The organism is Mesorhizobium sp. P2_C7, from assembly GCF_056404515.1.
Genome location: NZ_JBFUDW010000015.1, coordinates 35,092 through 58,281, shown reverse-complemented (window position 1 = coordinate 58,281; position 23,190 = coordinate 35,092). Strand labels below are relative to the sequence as shown.

The following is a 23,190-nucleotide window of genomic DNA, read 5'->3' as shown; positions in this document are numbered from 1 at the left end:
GCCAGTTCGCGCAAGCGGGTTCGTCGTGATCCACTTGGCGCGTGGCAAACGCATGGTCAATCAATCACCGCGAATGCGTCAACTTCGATGAGGTAGTCGGGGGACAGGCTCGCCACGCCAAGCACCACGTCAGCTGGTTTGTGATCTCCGAACAACCCTATCCGCGCCTTTTCGATGATCGGCAGGCATTCATCGCGATTGTAGTTGACGACATAGATCGTGATCCTGGTGACCTGCGTAGGCGCCGCACCGGCGGCGGCAAGTGCTCGGCCGAGATTGGCAAACACCTGGCGCGCCTGAGTCGCAAGATCACCACGGCCAACAAGCTTACCATGTAGGTCTTCGGGCTCCTGGCCCGAGATGAACACCAACTTGCTCCCTGTCGCAACGACGACCTGGCTGTACGTCTGCGGAACTGGCAGATCCTTGGGGTTGATGCTTTGGAGCGTCATTGATCGGGCCTCCTGCGCGGTGATTTCAATTTTTTCTGGGAGTCTGTTTTCCGATGGATAGACATATGGCTATGCGGCGTGCCTGACACCAGCTTCCAGCCAGCGGCGCGGATCGACCGAAGCGGCCGATTTCTTGTCCAGCGAGGCACAGAGGTCGGCGAGCGCATCGAGATTGTGCACCGAGCGGAATTCGTCGACATGCGGCAGCATCGCCTTGACGCCGCGGGCGCGCGCCTGGAAACCGTCGAAGCGCAGCAACGGGTTCAGCCAGATCAGCCGCCGGCAGGATTTGTGCAGGCGCTCCATCTCCTCCGAGAGGCCGACGACATCGTCGCGCTCCAGCCCGTCGGTGATCAAAAGCACCACCGCCCCCTGCCCCAGAACGCGGCGCGACCACAGCCGGTTGAACTCGGCCAGCGTATCGCCAATGCGCGTGCCGCCCGACCAGTCCTTGACCGCCGCCGAGCAGTCGGCCAGTGCGGCATCCGGATCGCGGTGGCGCATCTGCCGGGTCAGATTGGTCAGCCGGGTGCCGAAAACGAAAGTGTGGACACGGCGGCGCTTTTCGGTCAGCGCATGCAGGAAGTGCAGGAAGATGCGCGTGTACTGGCTCATCGAGCCGGAAATGTCGGCCAGCACCACCAGCGGCGGGTGAACTTCGCGCCGTGAGCGGAATTTCGGCAGGATCAGTTCGCCGCCGGTGCGGGCGGCCGAACGCATCATGGCGCGCGGATCAATGCGGCGGCCATGCGCATCGGCCTTGAAGCGCCGGGTCCGCACCATGTCGAAAGGCAACCGCAACTGGGCGATCGCCTTCCTGGCATCCGCCATCTCGGCTGCGTTCATCTGGGCAAAGTCCTTGCCGCGCAGCACCTCGTTGCCGGAAAAAGTAAAGCGGGCATCGACCTCGATTTCCGGGATTTCCTGCGTCGGCTGGCTCTTCTGGTGGCCCTCGAACATCGCCTGGCTGACGCGGTTTTCGGCGGCGCGTGGCTTCTGTTTTTCCCTGGTGTCGGGTGCCACCGGCGAGAACATCGCCAGCATCTTTTCAATCAGTTCGCGCGACTTCCAGAACAGCCGGAAAGCTTCGTCGAAGATGGCGTGGTCCTCGTGGCGTGACACCAGCACAGCATGCAGCGTCCAGTAGAAATCATCGCGCGAACCGATGCCGGCGACGAGCACTGCCTCGATGGCATCCTTGACCGACGCCGGTCCGACCCGCATGCCGGCCTTGCGCAAAGTGCGGGCGAAATAGACGATATTGTCGGCAATCCGACCGTCCGCTGTCGCCTCTTTCGGCTCGGGGCGCGGCATCGCCTACTCCGCCGCCGAAAGCTCAGCCTTCACCTCGTTGAGGATGCGCCGGCCTTCGCCCTGTTCGATACGGGCAATGTCGTCCTGGTATTTCAACAGCACGCCGATGGTGTCCGATACGGTTTCCGGATCAAGCGCCACCTTGTCGAGCTCCGTCAGCGCGCCGGCCCAGTCGATGGTTTCGGCGACGCCCGGCACCTTGAACAGCTCGATCTGGCGCAGCTTCTGGATGAAGGAGACCACCTCGGCCGAAAGCCGCTGGTTGGCCTGCGGCACCTTTCGGCGCACGATCTCCAGTTCGCGCTCGGCATTGGGATAGTCGACCCAGTGATAGAGACAGCGCCGCTTCAGCGCGTCGTGGATCTCGCGGGTGCGGTTGGTGGTGATGATGACGATCGGCGGTTCTTCCGCCTTGATCGTGCCGAGTTCAGGCACTGTCACCTGGAAATCGGACAGGATTTCGAGCAGGAAAGCCTCGAAGGCCTCGTCGGTGCGATCGAGTTCATCGATCAGGAAGACCGGCGCGGCGCCCGTCTTGCCGGTCAGCGCATCGAGCACAGGGCGACGGATCAGGTATTTCTCGGAGAAGACGTTACGCTCCATGTCGGAGCGGTCGACCTTGCCGGCCGCCTCCTCCATGCGGATCTCGATCATCTGCGCGGCGTAGTTCCATTCGTAGACGGCAGACGAGACATCGAGGCCTTCATAGCACTGCAAGCGGATCAACCGGCGGCCAAGTGCTTGCGCCAGCACCTTGGCGATCTCGGTCTTGCCGACACCGGCCTCGCCCTCGAGGAACAGCGGCCGTTTCATGCGCAGCGACAGGAACAGCACGGTTGCCAATGACCGGTCCGCCACATAGTCCGCACCGGTCAGGAGATCGAGCGTCTCGTCGATCGTCCGCGGCGCGGCACGCGGTTTCAGCTCGTTCATTCTTTCTCCGTGAACGCCGCCGCCCCGCTGTCCAGGACATGGTAGCCGCGGGCGTGATAGATCAGCGGCCGCAAATTATCGCCCATGCGCAGACCTGTCACCTTGCCAAAAAGCACACGATGCGTGGCCAGATCCTTGCTGTCGATCAGCTCGCAGTCGAACACCGCGAGCGCGCCCTTCAGCGTCGGCGCGCCGGTCGAAATCACGTCCCATTCGCCCAGCGCGAAGCGTTCCTCGACCGGCAGGCCGGTGATGCCGGAAAAGCCGATCGAGAGCGGCTCCTGATGCGAAGCCAGCGTGTTCAGGGCAAATCTGCCGTTTTTCACGAACGGCTCATTCTTGGGGTTTTCACGGTTGAGGCAGACGAGAATCGTCGGCGGCGTGTCCGACACCGAACAGGCCGCGATCACCGTCGCGCCGCGCTTGCCAGCCGGCCCATCGGTGGTGACCACATGGACGTGGCCGGCAAAATGGCTCATCGCGTCGCGATAGGCCTGCGGCCCAATGTCATTCTTCTTCAGCACCGGAAATTGTCCACAGCCAGAAACCTACCGCTATATATGGCGACATACGACATGCCACAAGCGAAGTGCTTGGCCCATATCGTGAAATTCGCGTGTTGCACCAAGCTCGGCCAGCCTTTAGGTCTTGGCGGGAATTGGCGGCTGCGAGATGTCGCCAGTTGGGAGGAATTCATCACCAGAATGCGCCCCGGGGTAACGATATCTGCCGCACTGGCCTGGCTGTTCATGGCCGGCGTCGCCAGCGCCCAGACGCTTCTGGTGGGCGTGGCTGCGCCCTTGTCCGGACCATCTGCCATCCTCGGCAAGCAGATCGACGCCGGCACCGGTCTCGCAGCCGAAGCGAACGGCGTCGAACTCAAGACTATCGATGACGCCTGTACCGCCGATGGCGGAGCCGCCGCGGCCAGGGAATTCGTGGCGGCCAAGGTCACTGTGGTGGTCGGTTTTCTCTGCACCGACGCGATCGAGGCGGCGATGCCGATCCTGAAAGACGCCAACATTCCGGTCATCACCGTTGGCGTACGAACCGAAAGCCTGACCGACCGGCGCGCCAAGACCGGTTGGCCAGTCTATCGTCTCGGGCCACGCGGCGACGACGAGCGCGATGCGGTCGCCGCCAACCTCACCCGCCTGTGGCAGGACGAACTGTTCGCCATCATCGATGACGGGACCATCTATGGCCGCGAAATGGCCGAGACGTTTCGGGCGGCGGCCGAACAGGCGGCGCTGAAGCCGGTTTTCGTCGATACGTTCCGGCCGCAGCTCGACAACCAGATCGGCCTGGTCGGCCGGCTGAAGAAGGCCGGCGCGACGCATGTCTTTGCGGGTGGCGACGGCGACGATGTCGCCATCATGGGCCGTGACGCGGCGCAACTCTCTGCCGGTATCGTGTTCGCCGGAGGCGAAAATCTGCGCACACCGCCCGGCGATGTGCCCTATGCGACGGGCACGCTGATGATCGCACCGCCTGATTGGGCCGATGTCGCCGATCCAAAAGTGCTGGAAAGCTTCTCCGCACGCAGGATCGTGCCCGACGGCTACACACTGCCGGCCTACGCGGCGGTCGAGATCGCCAAGGCAGCATCAGGCCTGCCCGAAACTTCAGGCAAGCCGCTGGCCGACGCGCTGACCGGGCATGATTTCACCACCGCGATCGGCCCGGTCCGCTTCGACGCGAAAGGCGACCTCAGCCAGAGCCCTTACCGCGTCTTCCGCTTCGACGGCACACGTTTTGCGCCTTTGGAAAGCAACTGATGTTTCGCACCGGCCCGCGCAATCTGATCACCGATGTTGCTGGCCTGCGGGTCGGCAACGCTTCCGACGCCAGGCTGAAGTCCGGAGTCACCACCATCCTTTGCGACGAGCCGGCGATTGCCGGCGTGCAGATCCTGGGCGGTGCACCGGGCACCCGCGAGACCGACCTGCTCGAACCACACAATTCGGTCGAGGCGGTCCACGCGGTGGTGCTTTCAGGCGGTTCGGCTTTCGGTCTCGATGCGGCATCCGGCGTGCAGGCGGCCCTGCGCGAGCGCGGCATCGGGCTTGAAGTCGGTGGCTTTCGCGTGCCGATCGTGCCGGCGGCGATCCTGTTCGACCTGCGCAATGGCGGCGACAAGGACTGGGGCCGTTATCCACCCTACCGCGACCTCGGCTATGAAGCAGCGCAAGCCGCCACTACCGATTTCCAGCTCGGCACGATCGGCGCCGGCACCGGTGCACTCACCTCCGGTTTGAAGGGCGGCCTCGGCTCGGCCTCGACGCTGCTCGACAATGGCATCACCGTCGGTGCGCTCGCCGCCGTCAACCCGACCGGCTCGGTGACCGTCGGCCGAACCCACCATTTCTGGGCGGCACCCTTCGAAATCGGCGACGAATTTGGCGGACTTGGCTACCCCTCACCGATGCCGGACGACGCGAAACGGATCCTGTTGAAATACCGCGACAAGCATGTCGACGGACAGATGGAGACCGGTGGCAACACCACCATCGCCGTTATTGCCACGGACGCGGTTCTCACCAAGGCCGCCGCAAAACGACTGGCGATAGCAGCGCATGACGGGTTCGTGCGCGCCATCTGGCCGACGCACACCCCGGCCGACGGCGACCTGGTGTTTGCGCTGGCGACGGGTACCAGTGGTGTCGAGCTTGCGGCCGATGCGGCGATCGACCTCTATGCCGCGGCCGGCGCCACGATGGCGCGCGCCATCAGCCGCGGTGTGTTTGCGTCGACGCCTGCCGATGACGACCTGTTTCCGGTCTGGTCGTCGCGCTCGGGGTGAAGCAGCCGATCAGACGGGATCGGACTTTTCTTCCTCGAAGGTCACCGCGACATCGGAATTCGCCGACAGCCACACCTTCTTGCCATCGACCTCGGCAACCAGAGCCAGGGAAATGTAGTGGTGATGGCCCTTGTGAGCGCCCTCGCCGCTGTCGGCCTTGGTCAGCTTGATCCGCTTCCCGTCGACCTTGTCGACGGTGCCGACATGCACGCCATCGGCGCCGATGACTTCCATATGCTCACGAATTTTGCTGGTGTCGGTCATGGTGGTTCTCCATTGGATTGCCGACAATAACAAATGACCGGCCGATTGGATGCATCGGCCCTCGGACTGCACGACGTTTTGATTCCGTCGTGCTAATGCATGTCGCGCAAAAGTGGTCCCGGTTTTGGGAGAACGACATGCATAGAAAGAAAGATCTAAAGCGCGTCGCCTGAATCCGTTCAACTGCGACGCGCTTGGGGGGATTGAAACGATCACGGCTGCCGGAGTGAAAACCGATGCGACTGCTCTTCCTGTTTGTCGTTGCCATGCTTGCACAATTTGCGACGTCGAACGCCGCCCATGCCGGCGATGTCGCCGAGCTTGAAATCCTCGGCTTCACCAAGGACGGCGGCGTCTTCGCCTTCGAGGAATATGGCGTCCAGGACGGCTCGGGATTCCCTTATGCCAATCGTTATTATATCGACACGAACGACGACAGCTTTCTCAAGGGAACGCCGATCAGGGTCCGGATCGACGATGAGAATGCCACGCTCGAAGCAGCCCGCCTCGAGGCCCGGCAGAAAGGCGAAGCGATCGTCAAACAGGCTGAGTTGACGGCGAACAGGGGCATCACCGCAGGCTTCAACCCGGTGACCGAGCTTTCGGCCGATCCGCACCGGATGGCGGTCAACCCACGGCCGATCTTTTCGCCCGTCGACCAGCCGCTTGAATTCCGGCTCGACGAGGTCGGCTTGAACAACACCGAAGGCTGCGAGAGCCAGGGCGAGATCAACGGCTTCCGGTTGCTGCGCATCGAGGCGCAGGATGGTGGCACGACCAAGCTGTTGCACGAGGACAAGTCGATCCCCAAGAGCCGGGGTTGCCCGAACGGCTACCGGATCGGCGCGGTGCAGACGTTTTCAATGGACAGTCTCAGCGGCTATGCGGTGCTGATCAGCGTGCGCCAATACGGCTTCGAGGGGCCGAATTTTCGCTGGATCGCAGTGACCGGCCGCCTGTGACATCGCTTGTTCAACCCGCTGTGCGCAATCGTGCCCTGAGCCGGCTTCGCCGCGCTATACCGGCGTCGCGAACAGCGCTTTTCGGCGCCTTGTTGTGGGCCGTGGCGATGGGCGCCAGCGCGCTCGTCACCCTGCTGTTGGATGGCTGGGAGACGCCTGAAAAGATCGGCACCGTCTCGCTGCTCTATGCCTGCGGCGGAGCACTTGCCTTTCCGCTTGGCCTGTTCGCGGCGCGGCTGGTCTCGCTCGGAAGGCGCTGGGAGGTTGCGTTCGCAGCCGCGTTTGTGTGCCTGCTCGGCGCAACCATCGGCCTGACCGGTGGGCTGTATGCCTTGCAATACCGCTCCTATTATGCCGAGTGGCATGCACCGGCTTTCACCCGCAACTGGGCCATCCAGTTCGTCTTCACGGTGTTGATTGCGCTCTACCAGTTCGTGGTGCTGGGCATCCGGCACTATTTTCCGCTCGGTTTCGCCGCCTTGCTTGCCGCGAGCGTCTGGTTTGCGCGGCAGCGGCGTTGAGCATTTTGCCCGCCTCTGTTAGGACGCGGGCAAACTCCTCGACAAATCAGGACTGACCGATGATCCCTCGTTATTCCCGGCCGGAAATGGTCGCCATCTGGTCGCCCGAAACCCGGTTCCGCATCTGGTTCGAGATCGAAGCTTACGCGTGCGATGCGCTGGCCGAACTCGGTGTCATCCCCAAGGAAGCGGCTAAAACCATCTGGGAAAAGGGCGGCGCGGCAAAATTCCACGTGGAAGCGATCGACGAGATCGAGCGCGTCACCAAGCATGACGTCATCGCCTTCCTCACCCATCTTGCTGAATTCGTCGGACCCGACGCCCGCTTCATCCATCAGGGCATGACCTCTTCGGACGTTCTCGACACCTGCTTTGCCGTCCAGCTTGCCCGGGCCAGCGACATCCTTCTGGCCGACATTGACGGCCTGCTTGCGGCACTCAAGCGCCGTGCCTTTGAGCACAAGGACACCGTCACGATCGGCCGCAGCCATGGCATCCATGCCGAGCCGACGACCTTCGGCATCAAGCTGGCGCAGGCCTATGCCGAGTTCTCGCGCTGCCGCGAGCGGCTGGTGCATGCGCGGGAAGACATCGCCACCTGCGCCATTTCGGGCGCGGTCGGAACCTTCGCCAACATCGACCCCTATGTAGAGGAACATGTGGCGGCAAAGCTCGGGCTGAAGCCCGAGCCGGTGTCGACGCAGGTGATCCCGCGCGACCGTCACGCCATGTTCTTCGCCACGCTCGGCGTCATCGCCTCGTCGATCGAGCGGCTGTCGATCGAGATCCGGCATTTGCAGCGCACCGAAGTGCTGGAAGCGGAAGAGTATTTCTCGCCGGGTCAAAAGGGCTCGTCGGCGATGCCGCACAAGCGCAATCCGGTCCTGACCGAAAACCTGACCGGCCTGGCCCGCATGGTGCGGTCCATGGCGCTGCCAGCGATGGAGAATGTGGCGCTCTGGCACGAGCGCGACATTTCGCACTCCTCTGTCGAACGCATGATCGGCCCGGACGCCACGGTGACGCTCGATTTCGCGCTGTCACGGCTGACCAGCGTCGTCGACAAGCTGCTCGTCTATCCCGACAACATGCTGAAGAACATGAACAAGTTCCGCGGCCTCGTGCATTCGCAGCGCGTCATGCTGGCGCTAACGCAGGCCGGCCTGTCGCGAGAGGACTCCTACCGGCTGGTGCAGCGCAATGCCATGAAGGTGTGGGAGCAAGGCGCTGATTTTCTTGAAGAACTATTGGCCGACAGGGAAGTGACCGCCGCTTTGCCCGAAGCCGAGATCCGCGAGAAATTCGACCTCGGCTATCACACCAAGCATGTCGATACGATCTTCAAGCGGGTGTTCGGCGAAGCCTGAGGCGAGCTTTGTCTTCTCCCCGTCACTATACGGGGAGAAGACGCTCTCCAAATGGCAATCAGGCCTTGCCGGGAACGGTGTTGATCACAGTCCCCCACGGGTCTTCGCGGGTTACCGGGCTGGTTGCATTGTCCGAACGCATCTCGACCCAGGCCAGACCCGCCCGGCTCGGATCGCGGCGGCTGGCGCCGGGGCTGCGCCAAGCATTGGCGCCGATGTGGTGGTGATAGCCGCCCGACGACAGGAACACCGCCTGGCCGCCATATTTCGCCACCGTGTCAAAGCCGAATTCCTGATTCCACCAGGCTTCGGCGTCCTCCGGCCTGCCAACGCGCAGATGGACATGGCCGACAATGCTGTTTTCCGGCGCGCCCTGCCAACCGGCGTCACCCGCCGGCACCTCGGCGACGATAGACGGAATGTTCAGCCGCTCGGTCGCCATGGCAATCTTGTCGCCATTCCACTTCCAGTCGTGCGGACGGCGGTCGGCGTAGATCTCGATGCCGTTGCCTTCCGGATCGGTCAGGTAAAGCGCTTCGCTGACCAGATGGTCGGAAGCCCCCTCGATGGCGATCTTGTCGGCAATGGCGTGGTTGATCCAGCGCCCGAGATCGGCGCGGCTGGGCAGCAGGAAAGCGGTGTGGAACAGGCCCGCACTTTGCGGATCATCCGGCTTTGCCGCCGCGTCCGCCTCGATGACCAGCAACGGACGGTTGCCGGCCCCGAGCGTGATCGCGCCATCGGCGCGGCTCAGTTCCTGCAGTCCGACGACGCTGCGATAATAGGCGGCAAGATTTTCGGCGTCGCGCGCCTTCAGCCCGACGCGGGCAACGCTGACGGGTGTCGTGGCGGCAAAAGGCAATTCGCTCATCAAATTCTCCGTTCGGCCGGCCTGCGGTGAAACTTCCAAGACAAGGAGCCCCGCGCCGCCAGTCATTGTACGCCGCGCATGGGAGCCCGCACACGGCTGTTTCTCTCCTCACGACAAATCGTCCATCGGCATCGTTCACACAAGACTTGAAGAAGCGAACATCGTGTTCACTATTTGTGACCAAGAGCGCGATTCATGGCCGTTGCACGAAGCGACGCCGCTCGCTATTTCAGCGCCATGAAGGTCAAGGAAGCAGATATTCTCATCGTGCCGGGTTACACCAATTCCGGCCCGGACCATTGGCAGAGCCGCTGGCAGTCGAAGCTGTCGACGGCGCGCCGCGTCGAGCAGGCGGAATGGTCCAAACCGGTGCGCGAGGACTGGACGGCGAGCGTGGCCAAGGCGGTCAACGAGGCCGAGCGGCCGGTCGTCATCGTCGCGCACTCGCTGGGTGTGGCCGCGGCAGTGCAGGCCATGCCGCAGTTCCAGAGGCCGGTCGCCGGCGCCTTCTTCGTGGCGCCGCCCGACGTCGCCAACCCCGGGATCAAGCCCCGGCACCTGATGACCTTCGGTCCTTATCCGCGCGAGCCGCTGCCCTTTCCTTCGATCGTGATCGCCAGCCGCAACGACCCGTTCTGCGCCTTCGATGTCGCCGAGGACATTGCCGGGGCCTGGGGCTCGCTTTTCATCGACGCCGGCGAGACCGGTCACCTCAACGCGGATTCGGGCTTTGGTCCGTGGCCCGAGGGCTCGATGACCTTCGCCAAGTTCCTGACCGATCTGAAACCCTGAGCTCTCTCAGGCGTCGATCGAATCCCTGACGCTCTTCAACAGGGTTTTTGCGCCGAGCCCGATCAGCGCGTGCTCCGAGCCCATGGCCAGCAGCCGGTAGCCCATCGAGACGACGCGACCGGCAATTGCCGGCTCGACAACATAGATCGCCGCATGTTTTCCCGCCTTGCGGGTGCGCTCGGCGACCGACGCCACCGTTTCCATCATGCTTTCCAGCGTCGAATTGATGGTCGCGCCGTTGCTCCAGGCGATCGAGAAATCCGACGGGCCGAGGAAGATGCCGTCGATGCCCGGCGTGTCGAGGATGCCGTCGAGCGCATCGAGAGCAGCACGCGTCTCGACCATGGCGAAGGCCATGGTGCGCTGATTTGTGTCGCGCAGCCATTCAGCCTGGTCGCCCTTGCCGTGGCGCGGAAAGGCATAGGTCGGGCCCCACGAGCGCTCACCAAGCGGCGGGTATTTCATGGCGGCGGCGAACAGTTTTGCATCGGCCACCGAGTTCACCATCGGCGCAATGACTGCCTCGGCGCCGAAGTCGAGCGCACGGCTTGCCATGTCGAAGCGGCCGACCGGAATGCGCACCAGCGCCGGCTTGTTTGCAGCGAGCACCGGCACCAGACCGCGCAGCACGCTGTCCTCATGATGGCCGCCATGCTGCATGTCGAGGGTGACCGCATCGAAGCCCTGCTTGGCGACGATCTCGACGGTCAGGGCATCCGGCACGCCGGACCATGCGGTGAACAGCGTTTCATCGGCGGCAAGGCGGGACTTCAGGGACATCTACACTTTCCTCGTTAAGGATCGCAGTTTCAGCCGGAAACCGCTGCAAGGCAAAGAAAAACCGCCCGGATAGGTCGGGCGGTCGATTGGTCCAGAGTGTGGTCGGATCAGGTGTTCTTGATCTGCTCGATCGCCTGCGCCATCAACTCGTCCATGGTGCGGCGGATCTGATGGTCCGACTGGTCGACACCGGCGTCGTCGAAATCCTTGCGGATCTTGCGGAACACGTCGTGATCGCCGGCTTCCTCGATGTCGGAGACGACCACTTGGTTGGCATAGGCGTCGGCATCGGCGCCCGACTTTCCAAGCTTTGCGGCGGCCCACAGGCCGAGCGCCTTGTTGCGGCGAGCCGAGGCCTTGAACCGAAGTTCCTCGTCGAATGCGAATTTGCGTTCAAAGCCCTCTTCGCGATCCTTCATGCTGCTCATGGCATCCCTCCGATGAAAATCGATTCGCTGGTGATGACGTATATGTGTTGGGGAAGCACAAACCAAAAGGTCGCGAGCCGGTCAATACGCTTCGTTGCATGCTGCGCTGCGGCATTTCAGTCCCGAAAGCGGTTGATTGGAAGGATTTGCCGATTGAGCAAACGATGTGATTGGGATAGACCCGGCATTGAACCCTACAGTAGCCGCACTATTTCAGGCAGACGGACAGGAAATGGTCGATTGCCGCCTGTCTGGAACCCCAGAGAAAAAATCAGATGAAAAATCGCCGCCGCATTTATGAAGGCAAGGCCAAGATCCTCTATGAGGGACCCGAGCCGGGTACGCTCATCCAGTTCTTCAAGGACGACGCAACCGCGTTCAACAAGAAGAAACATGAAGTCGTCGACGGCAAGGGTGTGCTCAACAACCGCATTTCCGAGCACATCTTCAACCATCTCAACCGGATGGGCATCCCGACCCACTTCATCCGCCGGCTCAACATGCGCGAGCAGCTGATCAAGGAAGTCGAGATCATTCCGCTCGAAGTGGTGGTGCGCAATGTCGCCGCCGGTTCGCTGTCCAAGCGCCTCGGCATCGAGGAAGGCACCGTCTTGCCGCGCTCGATCATCGAATTCTATTACAAGGCCGACGCGCTCGACGATCCGATGGTGTCGGAAGAGCACATCACGGCGTTCGGCTGGGCGAGCCCGCAGGAAATCGACGACGTCATGGCACTCGCCATTCGCGTCAACGACTTCCTCTCCGGCCTGTTCATGGGCGTCGGCATTCAGCTCGTCGATTTCAAGATCGAGTGCGGCCGCCTGTTCGAAGGCGACATGATGCGCATCGTCGTCGCCGACGAGATTTCGCCGGATTCCTGCCGTCTGTGGGACGTGGCGACGCATGACAAGCTCGACAAGGACCGTTTCCGCCGCGACATGGGCGGCCTCGTCGAAGCCTATCAGGAAGTTGCCCGCCGCCTCGGCATCATGAACGAGAACGAGCCGCCGCGCCCCACCGGCCCGGTGCTTGTCGCCTCGACCGATGGCGCCAAAGGCAAGCCGCACTGATAGCGGCTTGCGTCCCGATATTGAGAACAGGAGCATGTCCAGCGTGATCAAGGCCCGCATTACCGTCACCCTCAAGAACGGCGTGCTCGACCCGCAAGGCAAGGCAATCGAACACGCGCTGTCCGGACTGGGTTTCGGCGGCGTCGGCGCGGTGCGGCAGGGCAAGGTGTTCGACGTCGAGCTTTCCGAGACCGACAAGGCCAAGGCCGAGGCTGATCTGAAGGCCATGTGCGACAAGCTGCTGGCGAATACGGTGATTGAGAATTATAGTGTGACACTTACCTGAGGTTGTGTCGGAGGCACTATGTCGGAAGTCACGAATGAATTGATGTTCGAGCTTCTGAACCGCGTGCATCACGAAATCGGTGAGCTTCGTCAGGATGTTTCCGAGACGAAACGGGAATTGAATGTGATGCGGGGCCACATGGTGGCAACGCAAAGCGATATCCACAATGTCTACGGCATTCTAGCCCGACAAGACGAGCGTCTTGAACGCATCGACAGACGTCTCGACCTGCGCGAACTTGCCGAAGCACAAAAGCCTTATGAGCCGACGTGACACCAGTTCGGCAATTGGGGCTGAAACCGCAATGCCGCCATGCCGAACGACACACAGATTTCAAAATTCATGAGCCTGGTCCTGCGGCACGCGCCGCAGGAGGCGGGACTGTCGCTCGACGAAAACGGCTGGGCCGATTTTGGCGCCCTCTGCGCGGTCATCCAGTCGAAGTTCGGCGCATCGGTCGCCGATGTTGCACGCATCGTCGAAGAGAACCCGAAAAAACGCTTTGCCACCGACGGCAATCGCATCCGCGCCGTGCAGGGCCACAGCGTCGATATCGATCTCGGCCTGTTGCCATCGGTGCCGCCTGATATGCTCTACCACGGCACCAAGGAAGAGTTTCTTCCCAGCATTCTCCGCGAAGGCCTGACCAGCCAGTCGCGTCAGCATGTTCACTTGTCAAAGGACGTCGAAACGGCTCTGATCGTCGCACGGCGTCGCAATGGAAAAAGTGTTATCCTGCAGGTCGACTCGGCAACCATGACGAAGGACGGGGCGTTATTCTTTCTCTCCGACAACGGCGTCTGGTTGACCAACCACGTTTCACCCCGGTATCTGGTTCAGATGCTCGAACGGGAATTGCCATGAAATCCGCCGTCGTCCTTCTGCCTGGCCTCAACCGCGACCGCGACATGATCGCGGCGCTGACCAAGATTTCGGGAAAGCCGCCGGTCACCGTCTGGCAGACCGACACCGAAATCCCGGATGTCGACCTGATCGCCATTCCCGGCGGTTTTTCCTTCGGCGACTATCTGCGCTGCGGCGCCATCGCCGCGCGCATGCCGGTCATGCGGGCGGTTGCCGAACAGGCGGCCAGGGGCGTGATGGTCATCGGCGTCTGCAACGGCTTCCAGATCCTGGTCGAGGCCGGGCTGCTGCCGGGGGCGCTGATGCGCAACACCTCGCTCAAATTCGTCTGCCGGCAGGTCAAGCTGCAGATCACCAACGCCAACACCATGTTCACCCGCCGATACCAGCCGGGCCAGATCATCCGCACGCCGGTGGCACATCATGATGGCAACTATTTTGCCGACGCCGACACACTTGCCCGCCTCGAAGGCGAAGGCCAGGTGGTGTTCCGCTATGCAGACGGCACCAATCCCAACGGCTCGATCAACGACATTGCCGGCATCATCAACGAACGCGGCAATGTGCTCGGCTTGATGCCGCACCCGGAAAACCTGATCGAAGCAGCCCACGGCGGCACCGACGGCCGGGCGTTGTTCGAGGGCGCGCTTGGCATTGCTGCCTGACATCATCAAGGCGAACAGCCTGAAAACAGCCGGACATTCCAGCCCATCTTGTTGGGTAAGTCCGCTTCATGAGGGAGAGAGACGGTCATGAAACTCTATTCGCGGCCGTTGTCGCCCTACTCGTCGATCGTGCGGGCGCTGGCCTACATCAAGGATGTACCGCTCAAGATCATCGCGCCGCCGCCCGGTTTTCCGATCCCGGAAGAGTTTCGCGCCATCTCACCGCTCAACCGGATTCCGGTGCTGATCACCGGTTCGGGTGAAACGATCGTCGAATCGGTGGTCATCGCCGAATATCTCGAGGAGCGCTTTCCGGAACCGGCGCTGCTGCCGCCCGATTCCAAGGACCGCGCGCTGGTGCGCATGTTTGCCCGCATCACCGATCTCGACGTGCTGACCCCGACGATGAAGCTTTTCGAGCTTCATTTCGTGCCCAAGCGAAACAATGCCGAGATCGACGCCCAGTTCGCCCGCCTGCATCACGGGCTGGCGGCGATCGAGGAACGCATGGCGCAAGGCCCCTTTGCGCTTGGCAACGACATCAGTTTCGCCGATGCGTGGCTGACGCCGACGCGGTTCATCTTCAACAATTTCCGGGCCATGACAGGACGCCACGACCTGCTCGACGCGTATCCCAAATTCGATGCCTACGAACAGATCGCCTCGCAGCATCCGGCATTGTCGCGTGTGTGGGGCGAGATGACCGACGGGTTGAAGATTTTTCTGTCTGAACTTGAGATGGGTGCCGCTTGAGCAGGAGCAAGACGATCGCCTTGGTTGCGGCCGTAGGTTTCGCCCTGGCGTCCTGCCAATCGAGCCCGAAGAGCACACCTGTCCCCTCGGGCAAAAGTGCCTCGTTGCTGGCCATGGAACAGGTGGCGATATCGGCCCACAAATGCTGGATCGCCAGCAAGGATCCGGCCTTCAAGCAATACCAGATGGCCAATGAGTTGAATTCGTTCAGCGGCACGCCGCGTTTCCTGCTGGTGCCGGCCAAGCACTATGGCGGCAAACCGTTGCTGGTCGTTCAGGCACAAGGCAATTCCAGCCGCGTCGACGTGTTCGGACCGCTGATGAACGACCCGCTCGGCGCGCGCATCGGCTCCGACATCGCCCGCTGGCAGGCGGGCAATCCCTCCTGCGCGGCGGCCGCATAGGGCAATGGGCCGGTTCCTGCAGATCGCGGGTCTGGTCATCGGTCTGGCCGGACTTGTCCTGCAGTTCTGCATCAGCATTCCGGCGTCGATGGAAGCTGGCCGCAGCCTGCTCGGTTCCATCATCTTCCTTTTCAGCTTCTTCACCATCCTGACCAATATCGGCGCGGTGCTCGTCCACACCTCGCTGCTGTCGTCCACCGGCTATGCTTGGCTGCCTGCCTTCGCGGGATCATGGATGCGCGCGGGCATCGCCGTTTCGATCGCCCTGGTGTTCATCGTCTATGCGACGGTACTGGCGCAGCTCTGGCAGCCACAGGGCCTGTTCCTGCTCTGCGACGTCCTGCTGCACTATGTGACGCCGGTGCTGTTCGTGCTGTGGTGGCTGGTCGCAGGCGCCGACGGTAGGACCAGATGGAGCGACATCTCATGGTGGATGCTCTTTCCCGTGGCCTATCTGATCTATGCGCTGGCGCGGGCCCCGTTTGCCGGCGAGGTACCCTACCCTTTCCTCGATGTCGCCAAGAATGGCGCAGCCAGCGTCGCCATCTCGGCGGCGGCCATCACCGGGCTTTTTCTGGTGCTGTGCGTGGTCGCCGTCGTCGTCGACCACGGCGTTGCTCGCATCAGAACATCGAGCGTCCGTTAGTCAAGCTGACTCCGGTCCCGCTTGTTGGGATGGTCAGTCCCAGAACGGCCTAATGGCCTCGCGGTGGGCATCGCAGCGCGAGACACCGATATCCTTGAGCTGATCATCGGTCATCTCAAGCAATACCAGCCGGCTGCGCCGGCGCTCCAGCAGATAGTCGATCCATTTCGCCAGCGACCGGACCACATGCACCAGACGGCCGGCAAAGCCGCGCCGGCCCGATGGGCGTGTCGATTGACCCGATGATTCGGCTCTCGAATGGCTGATTGTCGCGATTGTATTCATTTTCTTTCTACCAGATTTCCAAATTGCACCCTTTTTTGGCGCCGATCTGATATGTATTGACTCACAATCCGGTGCAATATAGAAAATTGTCACCATGACAAATTGGCTTCCAGATCTCACCGCCGGCTCCGGGCCGCTGTATCAACGGCTTGCGGATTCCATCGAAACGGACATTGACCGGGGGGTGATCGATGCGGGGGCAAAGCTGCCGCCACAACGCGACCTCGCTTACGACATTGGCACCACCGTCGGCACGGTCGGCCGGGCCTACCAATTGCTGCGCGAACGCGGGCTGGTGAGCGGCGAAGTCGGGCGTGGAACCTATGTGCTCGGGCAGCGCGGCGATGATGCGAGGCCGAGCTCGCTGGCCCCAGACGTCACCGGCGAAGGCACACGCCACATCGATGCACCGCGCGGCAAGCTGCATTTCGACAGCACGGCCGCGCCCGACATCGGCCAGGGCGCCATAGTCGCCGATGTCCTGACGCGCGCGGCGCAGGATTATCCGCATGAGATTTCAAGCTACACGCGGGATTTTCCGGACCGCTGGTACGAAGCCGGCGCCCGCTGGCTGTCGCGCAATTCGTTTCGCCCGAACGCCGACGCCATCGTTCCAACGCTGGGCACACATGCCGCTGTGATGGCGGCGATCGCAGCGCTGACAACGCCCGGCGATTATGTCGCCTTCGAGCACCTCACCTACTCGCAGATTTCCCGCAGCGCCGGCCTGATCGGTCGGCGCACCGTGCTGGTGGCGTCGGACGACCAGGGCATCGACCCGGCCGATTTCGAGCGCGTCTGCGCGCAAAAGCATCCCCGAATGATCTTCCTGATGCCGACGGCGCAGAATCCCACGCTGGTGACGTTGTCGGCGGCGCGCCGCGAGGCGATCGCGCGTGTCGCACGCGAATACAATGTCGTTCTCATCGAGGACGATCTCTACGGCAACCTGACTGATGATCCGACGCCGCTGCTGGCCGAATACGCGCCCGAACGCACCATTGTCGCCGGCGGCCTGTCGAAATCGGTCGCGGCGGGTGTGCGCGGCGGCTGGCTGTCCTGCCCGCCCGCCTATCGCCATCGCATCCGCGTCGCCCACAAGATGATGACCGGCGGCATGCCTTTCCTGCTGGCGGAGGTGAATACAAGGCTCGTGCTGTCCGGCCAGGCGGACGAGATACGCAAACGCAGTATCTCCGAAATCGGCGCCCGCATCGCGATTGTGCGCGAGACCTTGGCCGGGTTCGCGTTCAAGTCACACGAAAAGGTGCCCTTTGTCTGGCTGACCCTGCCCGACCCCTGGCTTTCCGGCACCTTCAAGAACGCCTGTCTCGAACATGGCGTGCTGATCGACGACGAGGACGAATTCAAGGCCGGCCGCTCCGAGCAGGTTTTCCACGGCGTCCGCTTCGGCGTTTCACAGCCGAGGCAGCGCAAGGACATTGCCGAAGGCGTCGCGGTCATCAGGCGTCTGCTGGATGAGGGCCGCGCCGGCTACGACAGCTTCTCCTGAGCCACAAGGCGTCTTGTCGCGAGGGATCGATACCTGCTCGGGATCGGTCTGCGGCTTTGTCCGGCTTTCGCGCGTTTTTCGTCGATTCATGGGGTGTATCGGCCGCAAGGCTTGCGATAAGACGGGACTCAAATCCCAACGCTCCGGATACAAACCGCCGCCCATGACCATTTCCAATTCCGTGCCGATCACCCCCGAGCTCATCGCCGCGCATGGGCTGAAGCCCGACGAGTACCAGCGCATCCTCGACCTCGTCGGCCGTGAGCCGAGCTTCACCGAACTCGGCATCTTCTCGGCGATGTGGAACGAGCATTGCTCGTACAAATCCTCGAAGAAATGGCTGCGCACCTTGCCGACCACGGGCCCGCAGGTCATCCAGGGTCCAGGCGAGAATGCCGGCGTGGTCGACATCGGTGACGGCGACTGCGTCGTCTTCAAGATGGAGAGCCACAACCATCCCTCCTTCATCGAGCCCTACCAGGGTGCGGCGACCGGCGTCGGCGGCATATTGCGCGACGTCTTCACCATGGGCGCACGGCCGGTCGCGGCGATGAATGCACTGCGCTTCGGCGCGCCCGACCATCCCAAGACCAGGCACCTGGTCTCCGGCGTGGTTTCCGGCGTCGGCGGCTACGGCAACGCCTTCGGCGTGCCGACGGTGGGCGGCGAGGTCAATTTCGACGCCCGCTACAACGGCAACATCCTGGTCAACGCCTTTGCGGCCGGCATAGCCAAGACAGACGCCATCTTCCTGTCGGAAGCCAAGGGCGTCGGCCTGCCGGTCGTCTATCTCGGCGCCAAGACCGGCCGCGACGGCGTCGGCGGCGCCACCATGGCGTCGGCCGAATTCGACGACAAGATCGACGAGAAGCGCCCGACCGTGCAGGTCGGCGACCCCTTCACCGAAAAGTGCCTGCTGGAAGCCTGCCTCGAACTGATGGCCTCCGGCGCGGTCATCGCCATCCAGGACATGGGTGCGGCCGGCCTCACCTGCTCGGCGGTCGAGATGGGCGCCAAGGGCGATCTCGGTATCGAGCTCGACCTCGACAAGGTGCCGGTGCGCGAAGAGCGCATGAGCGCCTATGAGATGATGCTGTCGGAAAGCCAGGAGCGCATGCTGATGGTGCTGCGCCCCGAAAAGGAAAAGGAAGCCGAGGCGATCTTCCACAAATGGGGCCTCGACTTCGCCATCGTCGGCAAGACCACCGACGATCTGCGTTTTCGCGTGCTGCACCAGGGGGACGAGGTCGCCGACCTGCCGATCAAGGATCTCGGCGACAAGGCACCGGAGTATGATCGCCCCTGGGTCGAACCCAAAAAACCGGCGCCGCTTGCCGCCAGTGACGTTCCGCAGGCCGATGTCGCCGAGGCGCTTTTGAAGCTGCTCGGCGGACCGGACCTATCGTCGCGCCGCTGGGTGTGGGAGCAGTACGACACCCTGATCCAGGGTAATTCGCTGCAGCTTCCCGGCGGCGATGCCGGCGTGGTGCGCGTCGACGGCCATGCCACCAAGGCGCTCGCCTTCTCCTCCGATGTGACGCCGCGCTATTGCGAGGCCGACCCCTATGAGGGTGGCAAGCAGGCGGTGGCCGAGTGCTGGCGCAACCTGACTGCCACCGGCGCGCTGCCGCTGGCGGCCACCGACAATCTCAATTTCGGCAACCCGGAACGGCCTGAGATCATGGGCCAGTTGGTCGGCGCGGTGAAAGGCATTGGCGACGCCTGCCGCGCGCTCGGCTTCCCGATCGTCTCGGGCAATGTCTCGCTCTACAATGAGACCAACGGCCAGGGCATCCTGCCGACGCCGACCATTGGCGGTGTCGGCCTGATCGCCGACTGGTCGAAGATGGTGCGCACCGGTTTTGCGGCGCAAGGCCAGATGATCCTGCTGGTCGGCGCGCCCGCTTCCTGGGGAACGCATCTCGGCCAGTCGGTCTATCTGCGCGACATCCATGGGCGCAGCGACGGTCCCCCGCCGCCGGTCGATCTTGAGCATGAAAAGCGCGTCGGCGACCATGTGCGCGCTCTGATTGCATCCGGCATCGTCACGGCGGCGCATGACGTTTCCGACGGTGGCATCGCCGTGGCGCTGGCTGAGATGGCGATGGCGTCGGGCATCGGCGCCACGGTTCCCGGACTTGTCGGCACCGACGCGATCCCGGTCTGGTTCGGCGAGGATCAGGGCCGCTATCTCCTGACGCTGTCGATCGATCCGGATAGCGATGAATGGGACGCCATTCGCAAGCAGCAAGGCGAACTCGGCATCTTCGCGCCCTGGATCGGTTCGACCGGCGGCAGCGCGCTGAAGCTTGGCGAGGCGCGGGCGATTCCGGTCGGCGAACTGAGCGTGGCGCACGAAGGCTGGTTCCCCCGCTTCATGGATCAGGCCAGTTGAGCAGACTGGCTGCCCGGGCACTGCTTGCAGTCGTTTTCTGGCCGTCGCTGTTCTTCTTCTGGTTCCTCGGGCCGTTCGTCCTGTTCCTGCTGTCAACGACCTCGAGCGAGGTTTGCGCGCGGCTGGAAACACGTGCCGAGTTCCTCGCCGCGGCCAACGGCACCATTCCGATGCTTGCGGTACAGAACTTGATCTATGCGATTCCAATCCTGTGCCTGGTGCTATGGGATCGGCTTTTGCCAGAGCCGGCGCGAGCAAGGCATATTGTCACTTGCATCAAGCTTTTTGCCGCCGCGGTGGTCGTTGGAGCGCTGTGGGAATATGGCTCCTCGCTTGTCTGCGATGGCTACGGCCAGCCATTCTTCTCGCCCGCCTGGCAAATGACGAGCTATCTCCCCGTCGTCGGCCTGATTCTTAATGCTCCGCTCTATGTCCTGGCCTTCAGCCTTGGTCGCGCCTTTTCGACGCGCGAGGATGCTGCCGAGGACCAAGCAAGCCCGCCAGCCTAGGTCTGCTTCTGAGGCCCCAGGACCTTCCTGCCGGTGGCAAGGTCTGAACGGCTTCAATCCGGACCAGAAAGGCTTTAGGCTCACCCGACTCTTAACTTATGGCCGGCCGCCGGCCGCTCGAAACAGGATTTTGCCATGGCAATGGATGCCCACGACATCGAAAAACTGATCAAGGACGGCATTCCGGACGCCAAGGTGACGATCCGCGATCTGGCCGGTGATGGCGACCACTACGCGGCCGAGGTGGTGGCCGAGAGCTTTCGCGGCAAGAGCCGCGTCCAGCAGCACCAGATGGTCTATGACGCGCTGAAGGGCAATATGGGCGGCGTGCTGCACGCTCTGGCGCTGCAGACCAGCGTTCCCGACTAATCCGCACCAGAACAAGACCGCTTGACCGGCAGCAGCGAAGACCGCTTGGCCCAAAACGGCCCATCCTTTGCGCCATTTCAGCTACGGCACGGCTAACGTCTTGTTTCGAGCAATCGTTGGGTTTATTTGAAAGGTATGTTTCGAGCCTGACTCCCACAGGCGGGAAAGGATATTTTATGAGCGGCATCAACGACTACATCGACAATGAAGTGAAGGGCAACGACGTCGTCCTTTTCATGAAGGGCACGCCCGGCTTTCCGCAGTGCGGATTTTCCGGCCAGGTCGTCCAGATCCTCGACTATATCGGCGCTGACTACAAAGGCGTGGACGTGCTGACCTCGGCCGAGCTGCGCCAGGGCATCAAGGAATATTCCAACTGGCCGACGATCCCACAGCTTTACGTCAAGGGTGAATTCGTTGGCGGCTGCGACATCATCCGCGAGATGTTCCAGGCAGGCGAACTGCAGACGTTCCTCGTCGAGAAGGGCGTCGGCGTCAAAGGCGCCGCCTGATTTCTGTTTTTGCATGAACTGAAAATCGACGTCGATTTTCGGTTCATGCACCAGGCGCCCGGGCAGCCCACCTCGGCAATTAATATGTCCCGGATACCGGGACCAAGACGAGCCAATGCGCCGGCCCGCCGGCGCGTTTTCGTTTGAGAGATCGGACTTGCCGTGGACCAGCCAACAGCAGCGCCGCTATCGGCAAGCAAACTGCCCATTCCGCGCTGGGAGTTCATCGCGCTGTGCGCCGCGCTGATGGCGCTGAACTCGCTGGCCATCGACATCATGCTGCCGGCCCTGCAACAGATCGGCGCCTCGCTCGGCGTCGAGAATGAAAACCATCGGCAATATGTCATAACAGCCTATATTCTGGGTTTCGGCGGCGGCCAGCTCTTTTTCGGTCCGCTCTCCGATCGTTTCGGACGTCGCGCGCCGCTGGTTGCCGGGCTGGTGATCTATGTCGCCGCGGCTGCGGCGGCCGCAGTTGCGCCAAGCTTTGAAACACTTCTGCTGTGCCGCGCCGTGCAAGGCATTGGCGCTGCCGCCACACGCGTCATCGCCATCTCGATCGTGCGCGATACGTTCGACGGCCGTCGCATGGCCGAGGTGATGTCGCTGATCTTCATGGTGTTCATGGCGATACCCGTCATTGCGCCGGGGATCGGCCAGTTCATCATGCTGTTTGCAAGCTGGCACTGGATCTTCGTCACCATGGCTGTCGGCGCCCTGATCGTGTCGGCGTGGTCGCTGCTGCGCCTGCCCGAGACGCTGCATCCGGAGTATCGCAGGCCGCTGACGGTTTCATCCGTCGTTGGCGGGTTCCGCATCGTGCTGACCAACCGCATGGCGCTCTGCTACGCCTTCGCCAGCACTTTCATCGTCGGCGCCATGTTCGGCTTCATCGCTTCGGCGCAGCAGATTTATGTCGACGTCTTCAACGTCGGCGAGATGTTCCCGGTGATCTTCGCCGGTGTCGCCGGCGTGCTCGCTTTTTCCAACTATTTGAACTCACGCCTTGTCGGCCGCATCGGCATGCGCCGCCTGTCGCAGAGCGCTCTCCTGCTGTTTTTGACCATCAGCCTGGTCTGGCTGGTGGTTTCCCTGGAAATGAAGATGCCGCTCTGGCTGTTCATCACCCTTTTTGCCAGTGCCATGCTTCCGTTCGGTGCACTCGGCGCGAATTTCAATGCGCTGGCCATGGAGCCGCTCGGCCAACTGGCCGGCACGGCGTCATCCATACTGGGCTTCATGCAGACCTTTCTCGGCGGCATTCTCGGCACGCTGATCGGCCAGGCCTTCAACGGCACGGTAACGCCATTGGCCGCCGGCTTCTGCAGCGTGTCGGTGGCAGCGCTTCTGATGATCCTGATCGCCGAACGCGGCAAGATGTTTCAGCCACACAACCCGCCGGTTTGAGGCGACCCTGCCCGTTTGAGGCGAC

At 62.5% G+C, this 23,190-nt stretch carries 29 protein-coding genes; 20 read left to right on the top strand and 9 right to left on the bottom strand.

The annotated features are described in order from the left end of the window. Positions 1-56: 56 nt before the first annotated feature. From AC1D2G_RS26680 to AC1D2G_RS26665, 4 genes are all read right to left on the bottom strand, one after another. Complete coding sequence (locus AC1D2G_RS26680; RefSeq protein WP_477417746.1) at positions 57-452, bottom strand: RidA family protein; 396 nt, start codon at positions 450-452, stop codon at positions 57-59. A 69-nt stretch (positions 453-521) separates the two neighbouring features. Further along, a complete protein-coding gene (locus AC1D2G_RS26675) occupies positions 522-1,766 on the bottom strand; it encodes a vWA domain-containing protein (protein WP_477417744.1) in 1,245 nt (414 codons plus the stop codon). 3 nt (positions 1,767-1,769) lie between these two features. Beyond that, the gene (locus AC1D2G_RS26670) at positions 1,770-2,699 is read right to left on the bottom strand and encodes an AAA family ATPase (RefSeq protein ID WP_095085532.1); all 930 of its coding nucleotides are present in this window, start codon (positions 2,697-2,699) and stop codon (positions 1,770-1,772) included. Beyond that, a complete protein-coding gene (locus tag AC1D2G_RS26665; protein WP_095085520.1) occupies positions 2,696-3,223 on the bottom strand; it encodes a flavin reductase in 528 nt (175 codons plus the stop codon). The genes AC1D2G_RS26670 and AC1D2G_RS26665 overlap by 4 nt, the downstream gene beginning before the upstream one ends. Before the next feature lie 180 nt (positions 3,224-3,403). Here AC1D2G_RS26665 and AC1D2G_RS26660 point away from each other — a divergent pair, with 180 nt between their 5' ends. Together AC1D2G_RS26660 and AC1D2G_RS26655 are read left to right on the top strand one after the other, a co-directional pair. After that, positions 3,404-4,477: a branched-chain amino acid ABC transporter substrate-binding protein gene (locus AC1D2G_RS26660; RefSeq protein ID WP_477417742.1), complete on the top strand. Its 1,074-nt coding sequence runs from the start codon at positions 3,404-3,406 to the stop codon at positions 4,475-4,477. Continuing rightward, a complete protein-coding gene (locus tag AC1D2G_RS26655; protein WP_477417740.1) occupies positions 4,477-5,502 on the top strand; it encodes a P1 family peptidase in 1,026 nt (341 codons plus the stop codon). The genes AC1D2G_RS26660 and AC1D2G_RS26655 overlap by 1 nt, the downstream gene beginning before the upstream one ends. A 9-nt stretch (positions 5,503-5,511) precedes the next feature. Here AC1D2G_RS26655 and AC1D2G_RS26650 read toward each other — a convergent pair whose 3' ends face one another. Beyond that, positions 5,512-5,766, bottom strand: a complete 255-nt coding sequence (locus AC1D2G_RS26650; RefSeq protein WP_184870741.1) for a DUF2171 domain-containing protein — start codon at positions 5,764-5,766, stop codon at positions 5,512-5,514. Between the two features lie 236 nt (positions 5,767-6,002). Here AC1D2G_RS26650 and AC1D2G_RS26645 point away from each other — a divergent pair, with 236 nt between their 5' ends. The 3 genes from AC1D2G_RS26645 to purB all read left to right on the top strand — a co-directional run bounded on the left by AC1D2G_RS26645 (position 6,003) and on the right by purB (position 8,616). After that, complete coding sequence (locus AC1D2G_RS26645; protein WP_477417739.1) at positions 6,003-6,728, top strand: DUF2259 domain-containing protein; 726 nt, start codon at positions 6,003-6,005, stop codon at positions 6,726-6,728. A gap of 107 nt (positions 6,729-6,835) precedes the next feature. Further along, the gene (locus AC1D2G_RS26640) at positions 6,836-7,249 is read left to right on the top strand and encodes a hypothetical protein (protein ID WP_477417737.1); all 414 of its coding nucleotides are present in this window, start codon (positions 6,836-6,838) and stop codon (positions 7,247-7,249) included. 59 nt (positions 7,250-7,308) lie between these two features. Next, positions 7,309-8,616, top strand: a complete 1,308-nt coding sequence (purB, locus tag AC1D2G_RS26635; RefSeq protein ID WP_477417735.1) for an adenylosuccinate lyase — start codon at positions 7,309-7,311, stop codon at positions 8,614-8,616. A gap of 58 nt (positions 8,617-8,674) precedes the next feature. Here the strand turns inward: purB and AC1D2G_RS26630 are convergent, their stop codons facing one another. Continuing rightward, positions 8,675-9,487, bottom strand: a complete 813-nt coding sequence (locus AC1D2G_RS26630; RefSeq protein ID WP_477417733.1) for a VOC family protein — start codon at positions 9,485-9,487, stop codon at positions 8,675-8,677. A 237-nt stretch (positions 9,488-9,724) separates the two neighbouring features. On the opposite strand from AC1D2G_RS26630, the gene AC1D2G_RS26625 reads away from it, so the two are divergent. Next, the gene (locus tag AC1D2G_RS26625) at positions 9,725-10,279 is read left to right on the top strand and encodes an RBBP9/YdeN family alpha/beta hydrolase (RefSeq protein ID WP_184872185.1); all 555 of its coding nucleotides are present in this window, start codon (positions 9,725-9,727) and stop codon (positions 10,277-10,279) included. Positions 10,280-10,285: 6 nt separating this feature from the next. Here the strand turns inward: AC1D2G_RS26625 and AC1D2G_RS26620 are convergent, their stop codons facing one another. Both AC1D2G_RS26620 and AC1D2G_RS26615 read right to left on the bottom strand, forming a co-directional pair. Then, positions 10,286-11,059, bottom strand: a complete 774-nt coding sequence (locus AC1D2G_RS26620; protein ID WP_095085493.1) for an HpcH/HpaI aldolase family protein — start codon at positions 11,057-11,059, stop codon at positions 10,286-10,288. Positions 11,060-11,166: 107 nt separating this feature from the next. After that, positions 11,167-11,487, bottom strand: coding sequence for a DUF1476 domain-containing protein (locus tag AC1D2G_RS26615; protein ID WP_457154072.1), 321 nt, complete (start codon positions 11,485-11,487; stop codon positions 11,167-11,169). A 275-nt stretch (positions 11,488-11,762) separates the two neighbouring features. Here AC1D2G_RS26615 and purC point away from each other — a divergent pair, with 275 nt between their 5' ends. From purC to AC1D2G_RS26575, 8 genes are all read left to right on the top strand, one after another. Further along, the gene (gene purC / locus AC1D2G_RS26610) at positions 11,763-12,557 is read left to right on the top strand and encodes a phosphoribosylaminoimidazolesuccinocarboxamide synthase (protein WP_095085488.1); all 795 of its coding nucleotides are present in this window, start codon (positions 11,763-11,765) and stop codon (positions 12,555-12,557) included. Between the two features lie 43 nt (positions 12,558-12,600). Beyond that, positions 12,601-12,843 (top strand): phosphoribosylformylglycinamidine synthase subunit PurS, encoded by a 243-nt coding sequence (gene purS, locus AC1D2G_RS26605; RefSeq protein ID WP_095085690.1) that lies wholly within the window; start codon positions 12,601-12,603, stop codon positions 12,841-12,843. Between the two features lie 18 nt (positions 12,844-12,861). Next, complete coding sequence (locus tag AC1D2G_RS26600) at positions 12,862-13,116, top strand: hypothetical protein (RefSeq protein ID WP_477417731.1); 255 nt, start codon at positions 12,862-12,864, stop codon at positions 13,114-13,116. A gap of 39 nt (positions 13,117-13,155) precedes the next feature. Next, positions 13,156-13,707, top strand: coding sequence for an RNA 2'-phosphotransferase (locus tag AC1D2G_RS26595; RefSeq protein ID WP_477417729.1), 552 nt, complete (start codon positions 13,156-13,158; stop codon positions 13,705-13,707). After that, the gene (gene purQ / locus AC1D2G_RS26590; protein ID WP_477417728.1) at positions 13,704-14,372 is read left to right on the top strand and encodes a phosphoribosylformylglycinamidine synthase subunit PurQ; all 669 of its coding nucleotides are present in this window, start codon (positions 13,704-13,706) and stop codon (positions 14,370-14,372) included. Before AC1D2G_RS26595 ends, purQ begins: the two co-directional genes overlap by 4 nt. A gap of 87 nt (positions 14,373-14,459) precedes the next feature. Further along, complete coding sequence (locus AC1D2G_RS26585; RefSeq protein ID WP_095085469.1) at positions 14,460-15,125, top strand: glutathione S-transferase family protein; 666 nt, start codon at positions 14,460-14,462, stop codon at positions 15,123-15,125. After that, a complete protein-coding gene (locus tag AC1D2G_RS26580; protein ID WP_477417726.1) occupies positions 15,122-15,529 on the top strand; it encodes a hypothetical protein in 408 nt (135 codons plus the stop codon). The genes AC1D2G_RS26585 and AC1D2G_RS26580 overlap by 4 nt, the downstream gene beginning before the upstream one ends. A gap of 4 nt (positions 15,530-15,533) precedes the next feature. Then, positions 15,534-16,175 carry a Pr6Pr family membrane protein gene (locus AC1D2G_RS26575; RefSeq protein ID WP_477417724.1) on the top strand — a complete coding sequence of 214 codons (642 nt, stop codon included), beginning with the start codon at positions 15,534-15,536 and terminating at the stop codon, positions 16,173-16,175. A 33-nt stretch (positions 16,176-16,208) separates the two neighbouring features. Here AC1D2G_RS26575 and AC1D2G_RS26570 read toward each other — a convergent pair whose 3' ends face one another. Continuing rightward, positions 16,209-16,460 carry a DUF1127 domain-containing protein gene (locus AC1D2G_RS26570; RefSeq protein ID WP_457151347.1) on the bottom strand — a complete coding sequence of 84 codons (252 nt, stop codon included), beginning with the start codon at positions 16,458-16,460 and terminating at the stop codon, positions 16,209-16,211. Positions 16,461-16,554: 94 nt separating this feature from the next. Here AC1D2G_RS26570 and AC1D2G_RS26565 point away from each other — a divergent pair, with 94 nt between their 5' ends. From AC1D2G_RS26565 to AC1D2G_RS26540, 6 genes are all read left to right on the top strand, one after another. Next, positions 16,555-17,973, top strand: a complete 1,419-nt coding sequence (locus tag AC1D2G_RS26565; RefSeq protein WP_477417722.1) for an aminotransferase-like domain-containing protein — start codon at positions 16,555-16,557, stop codon at positions 17,971-17,973. 163 nt (positions 17,974-18,136) lie between these two features. Next, complete coding sequence (purL, locus tag AC1D2G_RS26560; RefSeq protein WP_477417720.1) at positions 18,137-20,368, top strand: phosphoribosylformylglycinamidine synthase subunit PurL; 2,232 nt, start codon at positions 18,137-18,139, stop codon at positions 20,366-20,368. After that, positions 20,365-20,877 (top strand): hypothetical protein, encoded by a 513-nt coding sequence (locus AC1D2G_RS26555; RefSeq protein ID WP_477417718.1) that lies wholly within the window; start codon positions 20,365-20,367, stop codon positions 20,875-20,877. Before purL ends, AC1D2G_RS26555 begins: the two co-directional genes overlap by 4 nt. Positions 20,878-21,012: 135 nt before the next feature. After that, complete coding sequence (locus tag AC1D2G_RS26550) at positions 21,013-21,246, top strand: BolA/IbaG family iron-sulfur metabolism protein (protein ID WP_010909092.1); 234 nt, start codon at positions 21,013-21,015, stop codon at positions 21,244-21,246. Positions 21,247-21,422: 176 nt separating this feature from the next. Continuing rightward, complete coding sequence (gene grxD / locus AC1D2G_RS26545) at positions 21,423-21,758, top strand: Grx4 family monothiol glutaredoxin (RefSeq protein ID WP_095085430.1); 336 nt, start codon at positions 21,423-21,425, stop codon at positions 21,756-21,758. A gap of 162 nt (positions 21,759-21,920) precedes the next feature. After that, on the top strand, positions 21,921-23,165 hold the full coding sequence (locus tag AC1D2G_RS26540) for a multidrug effflux MFS transporter (RefSeq protein ID WP_477394834.1): 1,245 nt from the start codon (positions 21,921-21,923) through the stop codon (positions 23,163-23,165). Positions 23,166-23,190 lie beyond the last annotated feature (25 nt).